12 protein-coding genes are annotated in these 12,857 nt (G+C 68.4%); 7 read left to right on the plus strand and 5 right to left on the minus strand.

What is annotated here, in order from left to right; genetic code table 11:
- Positions 1-120 precede the first annotated feature (120 nt).
- Positions 121-2,832, plus strand: a complete 2,712-nt coding sequence (gene ppdK, locus ABD225_RS09100) for a pyruvate, phosphate dikinase (RefSeq protein WP_344083851.1) — start codon at positions 121-123, stop codon at positions 2,830-2,832.
- 7 nt (positions 2,833-2,839) lie between these two features.
- Here ppdK and ABD225_RS09105 read toward each other — a convergent pair whose 3' ends face one another.
- A complete protein-coding gene (locus tag ABD225_RS09105) occupies positions 2,840-3,133 on the minus strand; it encodes a hypothetical protein (RefSeq protein ID WP_344083854.1) in 294 nt (97 codons plus the stop codon).
- Between ABD225_RS09105 and ABD225_RS09110 the strand changes: the two genes are divergently transcribed.
- The 3 genes from ABD225_RS09110 to ABD225_RS09120 all read left to right on the plus strand — a co-directional run bounded on the left by ABD225_RS09110 (position 3,114) and on the right by ABD225_RS09120 (position 4,876).
- The gene (locus ABD225_RS09110) at positions 3,114-3,656 is read left to right on the plus strand and encodes a Rossmann-fold NAD(P)-binding domain-containing protein (RefSeq protein ID WP_344083857.1); all 543 of its coding nucleotides are present in this window, start codon (positions 3,114-3,116) and stop codon (positions 3,654-3,656) included. The two genes, ABD225_RS09105 and ABD225_RS09110, sit on opposite strands and share 20 nt — an antisense overlap.
- Positions 3,657-3,682: 26 nt before the next feature.
- A complete protein-coding gene (locus tag ABD225_RS09115) occupies positions 3,683-4,633 on the plus strand; it encodes a hypothetical protein (RefSeq protein WP_344083860.1) in 951 nt (316 codons plus the stop codon).
- Positions 4,634-4,699: 66 nt separating this feature from the next.
- Positions 4,700-4,876: a hypothetical protein gene (locus ABD225_RS09120; RefSeq protein WP_344083863.1), complete on the plus strand. Its 177-nt coding sequence runs from the start codon at positions 4,700-4,702 to the stop codon at positions 4,874-4,876.
- 9 nt (positions 4,877-4,885) lie between these two features.
- Here ABD225_RS09120 and ABD225_RS09125 read toward each other — a convergent pair whose 3' ends face one another.
- The 4 genes from ABD225_RS09125 to ABD225_RS09140 all read right to left on the minus strand — a co-directional run bounded on the left by ABD225_RS09125 (position 4,886) and on the right by ABD225_RS09140 (position 9,995).
- Entirely contained in the window at positions 4,886-6,046 is a 1,161-nt protein-coding gene (locus ABD225_RS09125) for a flavin-containing monooxygenase (RefSeq protein ID WP_344083865.1), read from the minus strand.
- Positions 6,047-6,085: 39 nt separating this feature from the next.
- On the minus strand, positions 6,086-7,420 hold the full coding sequence (locus tag ABD225_RS09130) for a fatty acid desaturase family protein (protein ID WP_344083868.1): 1,335 nt from the start codon (positions 7,418-7,420) through the stop codon (positions 6,086-6,088).
- A gap of 28 nt (positions 7,421-7,448) precedes the next feature.
- The gene (locus tag ABD225_RS09135; RefSeq protein WP_344083872.1) at positions 7,449-8,546 is read right to left on the minus strand and encodes a ferredoxin reductase; all 1,098 of its coding nucleotides are present in this window, start codon (positions 8,544-8,546) and stop codon (positions 7,449-7,451) included.
- A gap of 492 nt (positions 8,547-9,038) precedes the next feature.
- On the minus strand, positions 9,039-9,995 hold the full coding sequence (locus ABD225_RS09140) for a TolB family protein (RefSeq protein ID WP_344083875.1): 957 nt from the start codon (positions 9,993-9,995) through the stop codon (positions 9,039-9,041).
- A gap of 322 nt (positions 9,996-10,317) precedes the next feature.
- Here ABD225_RS09140 and ABD225_RS09145 point away from each other — a divergent pair, with 322 nt between their 5' ends.
- The 3 genes from ABD225_RS09145 (at position 10,318) to ABD225_RS09155 (ending at position 12,728) form a co-directional block, all read left to right on the plus strand.
- Complete coding sequence (locus tag ABD225_RS09145) at positions 10,318-10,653, plus strand: hypothetical protein (protein WP_344083878.1); 336 nt, start codon at positions 10,318-10,320, stop codon at positions 10,651-10,653.
- Positions 10,554-11,414 carry a cell wall-binding repeat-containing protein gene (locus tag ABD225_RS09150; RefSeq protein ID WP_344083895.1) on the plus strand — a complete coding sequence of 287 codons (861 nt, stop codon included), beginning with the start codon at positions 10,554-10,556 and terminating at the stop codon, positions 11,412-11,414. Before ABD225_RS09145 ends, ABD225_RS09150 begins: the two co-directional genes overlap by 100 nt.
- Positions 11,415-11,615: 201 nt before the next feature.
- Positions 11,616-12,728 carry a hypothetical protein gene (locus ABD225_RS09155; RefSeq protein WP_344083882.1) on the plus strand — a complete coding sequence of 371 codons (1,113 nt, stop codon included), beginning with the start codon at positions 11,616-11,618 and terminating at the stop codon, positions 12,726-12,728.
- The last annotated feature ends 129 nt before the right edge of the window (positions 12,729-12,857 follow it).

Genomic DNA, 12,857 nt, shown 5'->3' on the forward strand with positions numbered 1-12,857 from the left:
CCACATGAAAGCGTTCCCATGCTGTCGCTTTCGTCACGCCCATTCCGGCAGGGCGGTCCTTACGGCAAGAGTCCCCTCACGCGCGTGGAAGCATGGGAAGCAGATACGCGAGGAGGCGTCGTGGCCACATATGTGACTCAGTTCAGTGAGGGCAACAAGGACCAGAAGGACTTGCTGGGCGGCAAGGGGGCGAATCTTGCCGAGATGGTGAATATGGGCCTGCCCGTGCCTCCCGGCTTCACGATTTCGACCGAAGCGTGCAAGGCCTACTTGCGCACGGGCGAGGTGCCGCCGACCCTGCGTGTCGAAGTCACGATGGCCCTGCGCAAGACCGAGGACACCATCGGCCGGCACTTCGGCGCGGACGAAGAGCCACTACTGCTCTCGGTCCGCTCTGGGGCCAAGTTCTCGATGCCCGGCATGATGGAAACGGTCCTCAACGTCGGCCTGAACGACGAGTCCGTCAAAGGCCTGGCCACCTTCGCCAAGGATGAGCGCTTCGCGTGGGACAGCTACCGCCGCCTGATCCAGATGTTCGGCAAGACCGTCCTCGGCATCGAGGGCGACCTCTTCTCCGAGGCGCTCGATGAGATCAAGGCCGACGCCGGCACCACCCAGGACACCGACCTGACCGCAGATGACCACAAGAAGGTCGTCGCGGCATACAAGCAGATCATCCTCGAGCAGACCGGCGAGGAGTTCCCCCAGGACCCCCGCGATCAACTCGACGCCGCGATCGAGGCCGTCTTCAACAGTTGGAACACCGAGCGCGCCCGGCTCTATCGCCGCCGCGAACGCATCGCCGACGACCTCGGCACCGCGGTCAATGTCATGGCGATGGTCTTCGGCAACCTCGGCGAGGACTCCGGCACCGGTGTCTGCTTCACCCGCGACCCGAGCACCGGCCATGGCGGGGTCTATGGCGATTACCTCCCCAACGCGCAAGGCGAGGATGTCGTCGCGGGGATTCGCAACACCTTCCCGCTGACCAAACTCGAAGAGCTCGACCCCACGTCGTATGCCGAGCTGCGCGCCGCCATGCGCCGGCTGGAGACGCACTACCGCGACCTATGTGACATCGAGTTCACGATCGAGCGCGGCAAGCTCTGGATGCTGCAGACGCGCGTCGGAAAGCGCACTCCCGCAGCGGCTTTCCGCGTTGCCACCCAACTCGTCGACGAGCGCTTGATCACCCTGGACGAGGCCCTCGGACGCGTCAGCGGCCAACAACTGAGCCAGCTGCTCTTCCCGCACTTCGATGCGAAGTCCGGGATCACCGCCCTGACCAAGGGCCTCGGCGCCTCGCCCGGCGCCGCTGTTGGCGAGATCGTTTTCGACAACGCCTCGGCCATCGCCCGTCAGAAGGACGGCAAGAAGTGCATCCTCGTCCGGCGAGAAACCTCCCCTGAGGACCTGCCCGGCATGATCGCCTCCGTCGGCGTGCTGACCGCCCGCGGCGGCAAGACCTCGCACGCCGCGGTCGTCGCGCGCGGCATGGGCATGTGCGCCGTCGTCGGCGCCGAAGCGATGAAGATCGACACCTCCGCGCGGACCGTGCAGGTGGGCGACACTCAGCTCGGGGAGGGCGATGTCATCGCCATCGACGGCGCCACCGGGGAGGTCTTCGTCGGCGAAGTGCCCGTCGTCGACTCCCCCGTCCTGACCTACATCAGCGAGGGCATCGACGCCGCCGAGCAAGCGGTCGAGGGCGATATCGAGACCCTCGACCTGATCCGTTCCGTCGACCGGCTGCTGCGGTATGCCGATGGCGTCCGCCGCCTGCGGGTGCGCGCCAACGCCGACACCGCCGAGGATGCCGTGCGGGCCCGCGCCCGCGGCGCGCAGGGAATCGGCTTGTGCCGCACCGAACACCAGTTCCTCGGCGAGCGGCGCAAGTTCATCGAGGGCGTCATCCTCGCCGAAACTCCGGAGCAGCGCGACGCGGCCCTGGACGCCCTGATCCCCCTCCAGCGGGGCGACTTCGAGGAGTTGCTCTCCGCCATGGACGGCCTCCCGACGACCATTCGACTGATCGACCCGCCGCTGCACGAGTTCCTCCCGGACCTGACGGAGCTCTCGGTCCAGGTGGCGCTTGCCGACCAAGATGGCGGCGCGGACGAGCATGACAAGGAGATCCTCGCGGCGGTGCAACGCACCCACGAGGCGAACCCGATGCTCGGCCTGCGGGGCGTGCGGCTCGGCCTGAAGATCCCCGGCCTCTTCGCCCTGCAGATCCGGGCGATCGCCGAGGCGACGGTCGCGTTGATCGAGCAGGGGCGCAAACCGAAGCCGGAAATCATGGTCCCGCTGATCGGGTCGGTCCGCGAGCTGCAGATCATCCGCGATATGGCCGAAAAGATCATCGCCGAGGTCTCCGAGTCCTCCGGGGTCGCGCTGTCGATTCCGATCGGCTGCATGATCGAGCTGCCTCGGGCGGCCCTGACGTCCTATCGGATCGCCGAGGAAGCCGACTTCTTCTCCTTCGGCACCAATGATCTAACCCAGACGACCTGGGGCTTTTCCCGCGATGACGTCGAGAGCGGCTTCTTCGCCGAGTACCTCGAGAATGGCGTCCTGACGATCAGCCCGTTCGAGACCCTCGACGCGCTCGGTGTCGGGCAGCTGGTCAAGATCGGCGTCGACGGCGGACGACGGACCAAGCCCGCCATCCACGCCGGCGTGTGCGGTGAGCACGGCGGTGACCCCGAGTCGATCCACTTCTTCCACAATGTCGGGCTCGACTATGTCTCGTGCAGCCCGTTCCGCGTGCCGATCGCGCGGCTCGAAGCCGGGCGCGCGGCCGTGGCGTTGGACGAAACTGGCACCGCCTGACGTCGCGTCAGGTCGTGGAGCGGGTCAATCCAACCAGCTCCGGTGACACCGAAAGCACCTGCGCCACAATAGTTTTCACGGCTGTGGCCAGGCTCTCTTCGGCATCAGGTGTCCGAGCGCGGCCGGACACGACCACATACGCGCCCGCACCGGCAGCAGCCACGGCCGCCTGCTTCAGCACGATGATGTCGCGAGTTGAGAGGTCCAGCGCGTCGGCGGCAGCCGCAGCAACCGAGACCGCGAGGGCGTCCGCCTGCTCCGGCTCGACCAAGGCAGGTGTGGTGACGACGATCCACGGCATGGGCGATCCTTCAGGGGTGAGCGATCCGGTGCAGCCACCGTATGTCGTCCTCGGCGCGACCGGAATCCTGGCGCCGCTCTCCAGCCTCCTCCCCGCCGACCGCAAGCGGCTCGGCATCGCACGGGGCAGCTCGCCGATCCGGGGCGCGTGGGATGAAGTCGTGCTCTTCGATGGCCACGACGGCGGTGCGGTGGCGTCCTTCGTCGCCCGTCTCGAGCCCGGGTATGCCGTGGTGGCCTACGCCCCGACAGTCACCCCCGCCACGTGGGAGGCCTTGTGCCGCAAGGCTGCTCGCCGGGTCCTCGTCCTCACCTCGGCGTACGCCGCCCCCGGCGTCGCCATCGACGAATGGTTGACCGCCGGCGAGGTGACGACGTGCATTCTTGGCTGGACCGGGCCGGCGGGGGCCCCGCGCTGGCATACGCCCGAGGAGATCTCGCAGGTGGCCTGGTCCGCACTTTTGGCGGAGCCCGGCAGCCACTTGACCCTCGGTCGTGTGCGACCGTGGACGCAGCGACCCTGACGTGTGCTGCCGAGGAGGAGCGCCACATGACAGACCTGGGGGATCGCCTCCTGTTGACGGAGGCGTGGCCCGACACCCTCGGCCGCCCCGCGACGACCCAAGGCAATTACGGCCGCAACGGGAATCTCGAGATCGTCGCCTGCGCGGCCGACTATGGCCTGCTCGTCGGGTGGTTCAACACTGAGGACGAGGATGATCACTCCGGTGCGGCTGTTGGCCGATGGAGTGGCGCCCTGCGCTTCGGTGGCGAGCTCCGCTATGTCACCTCGACCATCACCCAGGTCTCGCACGGCCCGGACTACCTCGAGGTGCTCGCGCTGACCGACGGTGGCAGCCTGCGGCGGCTGGTCTGGGCACCCGAAACCGGCTTTGTCGATCAGGGCGCCTTCGCCGAGGACGTGACCGCGCATTCGGCGGTGCATGAACTGGTCGACGGCACCCTCGTCGCGGCGCTCGTGACGGGCGGCCGGGCTCGCCTCGCCCATGCCTACCCCGGTTCGGGCTACCCCCGACTCACTCTCGACATGGGGCCAGCGCAGGTGGGGGACGCCGTGCAGGACATCGATCTCGTGGAGCATGGGCGACATCTCGACCTGCTGGCGACAGATGTGGATGGATGCGTCAGACTCTGGTGCGATGGCGTGAATTCCGTTGTTGCGGAAGGAATTCACGCCGCTCGGCTGGCCCGCTCGACCGGCAGGACGGCCGTCCTGTTGCTCGACGGGACGAGCGCCCACGTGCACGATCTGCGCAGCAACACCCGCCTCGACCTCGGCGCGGCCCAAGCCGGCGCCATCGCGCCGAGCCACCTTCCGGATGGCACCCGCTGGGAAGTCTTGCTGCGCGACGGGGGGACCATCCGACATACCCGGATCCGCGTCGGGGCCAACGCCGCCGAGTCATCACTCCCGGTGCGCGCCGAGGTCTGGGTCGCGCAGGGCACGCGAACTAGCCATCGACCGCCTGAGAGTTTTTGAGAGTTTTTGCGCGCAACTGCTTGTCCTTGGCTGGGTCTGCTCGCTATCGTCACGCTTAACCGCCGGGTGCCCGCGGACATCGTTGACCTCGTCGAGTCCGCCGGCGGCACCGTCGAGCACGGCGGCGGTGAACCGCTCGCTGAGTTGGCGCGCCTGCACCGGTATGCCGTGCAGCTCGCCACCGAGGCCGGCCGCGACGCCGACCGCCCGCACCTGCTCTCCCGCTCGGTCATCCTGCCCTAAGCCCGGGGGTCACCCGCGGGCGATGGCGGCCGCGATGGCGGTGGCGTCTCGGCTGATCTCGCGCAGCATGCCGGAGATCGGGTTGGTGTAGCCGTTGAACCACAAACCCGTTGCGCCAGAAGGATTTCGGGCTCCATGCACAATCGGGCGACCGTCCGCGCCGAGGACGCCCAGCCCGGCAAGGATGCCGTCCAGACCCCGCGTATAGCCAGCCGCCATGATGATGGCATCCGGCTCGACCACGCTGCCGTCGACCAGATGAACCACGGCCCCTTCGATGCGCTGCACGGCCGGCACCGGCGTGACGCGGCGGCTCCTGATGGCGGCGACGATGCCGACATCCTGAACCGGGATCGACCCGACCCGCACGCGGGTCAGCAGGTCCGCCTTGGCCCGAGGCACGCCATACGCGCGCAGGTCCGGGATCGAGGTGCGTTCGATGACAGCGGCGACCCGGTCGACAACGGCCGCGGGCAGGTGCCGGACCGCGATGCCGGTCCACTGCGCCGGCATACCCATGGTGTCTCGGCGCAGGATGTGCGGCGGGGTGCGGACGGCGAGCCAGACCGGACCGACACCGGCCTCGGCGAGGTCCTGGGCGATCTCGCAGCCGGTATTGCCCGTGCCGACGACGAGCACCGACCGGCCGGCATACGGCCTCGGATTGCGATAACTCGCGGCGTGGATCACTTCGCCCGGGAAGTCCTCCTGCCCCGGCCAGGACGGCAGGACCGGAGTGTGGTTGTAGCCCGTCGCGATGACGACATGCCGGGCGTGCCACTCCTCGCCCTTAGCCGACCGCACTACCCAGGGTGAGCTCACGGCAGCCGAAGCGCGTTCCACGCCAACGACTTCCACACCGGTCCGCACATCCAGACCGAAGTGATCACGATAGCCCTCGAGATAGCGCACGAGGTCATCGCGCGCGACCCACCGGCCATAGGCCGCCGGAATCTCCAGGCCGGGCAGGCCGCTCAGGGTCCGAGTCGTATGCAGATGCAAGCGGTCGTAGTGGCCGCGCCACGAGGCGGCCACATCCGCCGCGCGTTCGAGGATGATGCTGCGAATACCGCGCTGCGCGAGCGCCCCAGCGGTGCCCAAGCCCGCCGGCCCGGCTCCGATGATGAGGACGGAGGCATTCACATTGTCATCGGCCACTGCTACCCGCATCCCTTGTGGTTACTGATCGGTAGCCGATGATAGTCCGAGCTACGCGTCGGCCGTTGAGGGTAGGTGCCGCTTGGTCCGGGTGCCGCCCTTGCCCTTGACGACCTTGCCGAGTTCACCGCGCACGACCGACCACCGCGAACGGCCGGGCTCCTCATTGGGCAGGGCCAGCCGGCATACCTTGCGATAGACCTGGTAGGCCTGCTTCAGGACCGGGCCGGTCACATAGTGCAGATCGTTGCGCTCCATCAGCGCCTTGATCCTCGGCGAGATCTCCGAATAGCGGTTGGACGGCATATCCGGGAAAAGGTGGTGCTCGATCTGGTGGCTGAGATTGCCGGTCATGATGTGCGTGAACTTCGAGCCGGAGATATTGCCCGAGCCGAGCATCTGGCGTAGGTACCACTCGCCGCGGGTCTCGCCCTCGATCGAGTCGGTCTCAAAGGTGTCGATGCCATCCGGGAAGTGCCCGCAGATGATGACGGTATTGGACCAGATATTGCGCACCGTGTTGGCGGTGAAATTCGCGAGCAGCGTCGGCAGGAAACTCGGCCCCGACACCAGCGGGTGCAGGACATAGTCCTTCATCGCCTGCTTGCGGATCTTGCCGAGCATCTCGTGGAGGTTGGCCTTGAAAACGGCCTTCTCCTCCTCGCTGAGATCGTCCCAGTTCTGCAGGTTGCCGCGCAATTCCAGGTCATAGGCCGCGATGCCATATTCGAAGAACATCGCATTGATCAGGTGCCAGATCGGCTGGCCGAGGTGGAACAACTCCCACGGCTGGTCCTCGTCCACGCGCAACAAGCCATAGCCGAGGTCGTTGTCGCGCCCCAGCACATTGGTATAGGTGTGGTGCAACTGGTTGTGGCTGTGCTGCCACTGCTTGGCCGGCGAGGCCATATCCCAGTCCCACGAGGTGGAGTGGATCTTCGGATCGCGCATCCAGTCCCACTGACCGTGCAGAACGTTGTGGCCGATCTCCATATTCTCGAGAATCTTCGCCAGCGACAGCCCAGCCGTCCCGGCAAGCCACGCGTACTTGTTCTTGGAGAAAAGCAGGACCGCGCGGCTGCCGATCTCCAGGCCCCGCTGGACCCGGATGACGCGCCGGATGTATGCCGCATCGCGCGCCCCCCGGGACGCCATCACCTCGGCGCGGATCGCGTCGAGTTCGCGCCCGATCGCCTCGATCTGCTCATTGGTCAGGTGCCCCATCGGGTTGGGGCGCCCGGACTTCTTGGGCGGATGCGTGCGCTCGGCCCCGCCCTCGAGGGAGAGGCGGGTGTTGAGCCGGTGCTGCTCGGCCGCGACATGTTGCGCCTGCGTCACGTGCGGCGCGGTCGGGGAAATGGCGGAGCGTTCCGGTGCCAAAGTCATGGGGGAGTTCCTCTCGTGGCGTCCGGGGTCAGACTTCCAGATCGCAGGAGCCTGCGACGGCGTTGATGCAGGTTTGAATGGGCAACTCATCGCCGGGTTCGGCGGTGGTGATCTCGCCGGTGCGCAGATCGCGGACCGCGCCCTGGCGCATCGTGACGACGCAACCGAAGCAGATGCCCATCCGGCAGCCGCTCTTCATCAGCACGCCGGCGTCTTCGGCGGCATCGAGAATCGGGGTCGCGCCATCGGCATCGATCGTCAGCTTCGAACCCAGGAGCGTGATTTCGCCGCCCTCGCCGGGCTCGATGATCGTCGGCCGGAAGCGCTCGACGTGCAGTGCGTCGGTGAGATCGTTTGCGGCCCAATGGAGTTCGGCGGCGTCGAGGAGGCCGGTCGGTCCGCATACCCAGGCCTGACGCTCCCGCCAGTCCGGGACCTCCCGCTCCAGGTCGGCGAGGTCGAGCATCCCGTCGGTGTCCGTATGCCGCACCCGCAAGTCGAGCTGTCCGCCCCGCGCTCGCTCGGCGAGCTCGGCGGCGAAGACCACATCCTCGGCGCGGGGGGCGGAATGCAGGAGCACGATGTCGGCGCCATCGCGCGGCAGATTGCGCAACATCCCCATGACCGGGGTGATGCCCGAGCCGCCGGTGATGAAGAGGATCTTGTCCGGCGTCGGGGTCGGAAGCGTGAAGTCGCCGATCGCCTGGTCCAGCATGACCAAGGTGCCGGGGCGGGCGTCGTGAACGAGATGGTTGCTGACGACGCCATCCGGGATCGCCTTGGGCGTGATCGCGATGGTGCCATCGGGAGCGCCCGCGAGCGAGGTGAGCGAATAGGCCCGCCACTGGCGCACGCCATTGACGTCGATGCCGATGCGGACGTACTGCCCCGGCACATGCCCGGCCCACGAGCGGCCCGGTGTGATGACGATGGTCGCGGCATCCGCGGTCTCGCGGTGGATCGCCGTGATGCGTCCGCGCAGCTCCGCTCCCGCGCGCAGCGGGGCGAACATATCGAGATAGTCGTCGGGGAGCACCGGCGTGGCAATGGCCGACGCCAACTTCCACACGCCCTCGGCGAGGCCCGCAGTCATGCGGCGAGCCGGGCGCGGGGGGGCGGCTGTCATACGGTCGACTATAACCTACGGTTGCGTAGGTTACGGAACCGTAGGTTACCTCTCTGGTAACAGTCAGGCGGCCAATTGGCCGGTGCTCTTGCCTTCGCCGCAAGATTGGCCGCTAGCGTCCCGCGTAGGTCGATTCGCCCCTCACGCCTCACCATGCCCGCTCTTGCCGTCCTGCTCGCCGCCGGTTTGGCGGGGCCATCCTCGGCCTCGGCGCCCGCCGTCAGCGCCGCCGGCAGCGGTCCCGCACTCGGCACGGCAGGTGCCTCGAGCGCCGCCAGCCGCTCCGTGGCCAGCGGCGGTGCGGCGAAGGCAGCGGGCGAGCGGTGTCGGCGCGGGCCGGTGCCGGGTTCGCGGGGGAGGCCTGAGCCTGCGCGCCACCGAGGCCTGCCGCGAGAACCGCGCCAGCCGCGAGGGCAGCGAGTCGAGGTGCCACCGTTGATCACAAGCTTTCGAGGGGGGTGTTGCGTGGAGGTGCTGGGGAAGGGGGGAGGGTCAGCGCCAGTCGTAGATCGGCATGTAGCCGCGAGCGATGAGCGTTCGCGGCGATCCCGGCTTGGCCGAGCTGGTCAGGATCGCCATCTTGGTCGTCGGGAAGCCCCGCAGCCACGCGACCCGGGACCCGTCCGGGGACCACACCGGCCATCGCCCGGTCTGGTAGTCCCCGGTGTTGCACCCGGTGAGCCGGTAGCTGCCCTTCATGTCGGCGGTCGAGATCCGCACGCACGGCGTCCCGAACCCGTCGAGCTGGGAGGTCTCGGTCCACGCGATCCAGTTCCCGTCCGGGGACCAGGACGGTTCCTGCCCGGCGAACTGGCCACGGCCGACGACCTTCCCGGTCTCGACGTTGATCACCTCCGGGTAGCGCCGCTCCCGCCACGAGTCGTAGCAGCCGTGCATGACCGCCAGGAACGGGCCGCGGGGCGCCCACTGGGCGTCGCCGTAGTAGTCGGCCTCATAGCCCGCGCAGAGTCCGCTGGGGTCCCCCGTGGCGTTGGTGATCTTGATCGGCTTGCCGAACGGCGCGGTGGCCTTGATCCGGTAGATGTCGCACACCCACGGGCTCCACTCGTTCACACAGGCCCGGTAGGTGACCCACTTCCCGTCCGGGGACCAGTCCGGCGTCGACTCGACCCGCGGCACGGGGAGCATGGTGGCGCCCGAGCCGTCAGCGTTCATCACGCCGATCCGGCCGTCGTAGTTGGTGGCGTCGGAGAAGACGATCCGCTTCCCGTCCGGGGACCAGTGCCCGTCGTACGCCTTCGGGTAGGTGCGGACCACGGCGCCTGTGTCAGCGCGCAGAACGGTCAGGATGCCCTTCTTGCTGACGAGCAGTTGGCCAGCCTGGTTGCCCTGGGCGTCCGCGGCCGGGGCAGGGGAGGCGTGTGCGGTGCCGCCGAGGCTTACGGCGAGCGCAGCTCCAGCGGCGAGTGCGGCGAGGCGAGGTGCCACGGTTGATCACAACCCTTCGAGGTGGTGGTGCTTAGGCCCGCTGCCATGTCGCGCGGCTGCCTGGGTCAGGCTTAGAGGGTCGGTGGCGTTGGCGTCGGATGGGTGTGTCGCAGCGCCCCGCACAGGATGGGTGGGCGCACGGTCGACTGCGCTGTGAGGGCTGGCGTCGTTGACCATTCCACAACGAATCCCTACTTGCCCTATAGGTATACCCCTGCTACACTAAGAGTGTGGACGTAGCGGGAAGCCACCCAAAGCGACACAGCACTATCAACTAGCCCGGTCTGGCAGGAGGGCCTTTCCGGGAGAAACGGAGCCAATCATGGAATCCATCATCATCCTCGTGGCAGCCCACCTCGCCGCCACCCTCTCCCGCTGGGAGCCGCGCCCGCGCTGGCAGAAGCGCGTCCGCACCGCAGGGCGCATCATCGCCCACCTCGCCGCACTCGGCGGCATCGGCTGGCTGTTCTACGGCACCCCCGTAGTCGAAGCCCTCACCCCGGGCTGGCCAAGACGACTCGCTGGGCGGGCGCCGACCGGTATGCCGCGAGCGCCTCGATCTCTCAGGCTTCCTTCGCGCCGGGGGTGGCCACGGCATACCTCGCCTCGGGTGAGGTCTACACCGACGCCCTGTCTGGTGCCCCGGTCGCAGGGATGACGGATGTCCCGGTGCTCCTGACCAAGCGCGACGGGCTGCCGTCGGACATCTCAGGCGAGCTGTCGCGGCTGAACCCGGGCCGCGTGGTTGTCCTCGAAGGACCGAACACGATCACCGATTCGGTTGCCGCCCAGGCCGCCAGCGCGGCGGGCGCCCCGAGCGAGCGCTGGTCCGGGGCGGACCGATTCGCCACTTCTGCGGCGATCTCGGCCGAGTCCTACGAGCCGGGGGTGGACACGGTGTATGTCGCCTCCGGCCGGGTCTTCACCGACGCCCTGTCCGGGGCGCCCGTCGCGGGCAAGAATGCCGGCCCGGTGCTCCTCGTCGACACCGACAACCTGCCGGATGCCATCGCGACCGAGCTCACCCGCCTCGCGCCGCGCCGGATCGTCGTGCTGGGTGGCACGAACACCATCACGTCCGCCGTCGAGGCGACCCTCGGCGCCTACGCCTCCGCCGTCGAGCGGTGGGCCGGCCCGGACCGCTTCTCCACCTCGGCGGTGATCACCAGGCTGTCCTACGACCCCGGCGTCGGTACGGTCTATATCGCCTCCGGCCGGGTCTTCTCCGATGCCCTCTCCGGTGCCCCGGTGGCGGGGATGACGGCCGGCCCGGTCCTGCTGACTGACACGACCAAGCTGCCCGAGTCCGTCGCCGCGGAGCTGATGCGGCTGGAGCCGAAGCGGATCGTCGTCCTCGGCGGCCCGAACACCATCTCGTATGCCGTTCAGGCGCGCCTGTCGAACTTCGTCACCCCCTGAGTCCCCCATTCGGTCCTAACCCTCGCGTTTGGTCGTGAGTCCCCCATCCGGCGGTGGGACTCACGCCCAAACGCTCGAGTTGTGACCGAAGGTGGGAGTCAGAGGCTGTTCGTCCACAGGCTGAATCCGCCAGATCACGCTGTCCACAGCTTTGGGCAGGGGTATGTCGCCCGCTCCCCAAAGCTGTGAGGCTCAGGTCGTATGACGACCTACCCCACCGCCCCTCGCCTGCCCAGCCTGCTGCTCGCCCGCGACCACACACGGGCGACCCTGCGCCGGCTCGTAGGCGAGCGCCCACACTTTCGCGCCGGGCCCGGGGCGTATGCCGAGTCCGTCACCGGCCCGGCGTGGCAGGTGCGGGAGCATCAGGCGCTCGCCGGCATTGCGGCGACCCGGGGCCGACTCGGGGACCAGGTCGTCATCTCGCATGCCTCGGCAGCGCGCGTGCACGGGCTGTGGGTGCCGCCCTGGGACGGCCGGACCCATGTGACCGGGCCGAGTGCTCCGGGTCGGCAATCGGCATACCTCCAGCGGCATGTCGCGGAACTCGGCGCGGACGAAGTCCTAGAGATTGACGGCCTGCGGGTGACGACGATCTCCCGGACCATCCTCGACTGTGCCTTGCGCCTCGGCCCGAGGTGGGGTTTGGCGGTGGCGGACAGCGGCTTTCGCATCCTGGTGCGTCCGAGCCGCGAGGACCCCGGCGCCCACCTCTCCCGTCAGGAGGCCATCCGCGGCCACCTCCTGGACTGGCTGGGGCGCGACTTCCGCTGCTGCCCCGGTCTGCCGACCGCCATACCGGTGGTGTCCCTCGCGAACGGGCTGTGCGAGTCCTCGGGCGAGAGCGGGCTTATCTGGAGCGCCGTCGCGAATGGTGCGCCGGAGCCGGAGCGGCAGTATCCGGTCCACGCGGAGGGGATCGGCTACTTCCTCGACGCGGCGTGGGAGTTCCCGCTCAGCGCCTGGACAGCGGACGAGCCCCGGCGTCCGCGAACCACGAGGGGCGGCTTGATCGTCATCGGGGAGGAGTATGACGGGGAGTTGAAGTACGCGCAGGACGGCGATCCGCGTCGGGAAGTGCTGCGCGAGAAGACCCGCCAGGACCGACTGCTACAGCGGAATGTCTTCCTGCAGCGCCGAACCCACGTCGATTTGCGCGATCCGGCCCGGCTTGGACGCGAGATCCTGGCCCGCCTGCCACGCCGGATCGCGCTCGCCGCGCGGCCCATTCCTGGCCTGCTCGCGCTGCCACCGGACACAACGCGCCCGCGCCTGCGCGCCCCATTCGGTCCTAACCCTCGCGTTTGGTCGTGAGTCCCCCATCCGGCGGTGGGACTCACGCCCAAATGGTCGAGTTGTGGCCGAATGGGTGACCTAGGGAAGCGCTGATCTTTAGGACTGTGCGGCCTGGTGGCTGGCTCGGCCGGGCGGGTCGGGAAATGA

This window comes from Nostocoides veronense, assembly GCF_039531185.1.
Lineage (GTDB): Bacteria > Actinomycetota > Actinomycetes > Actinomycetales > Dermatophilaceae > Nostocoides_A > Nostocoides_A veronense.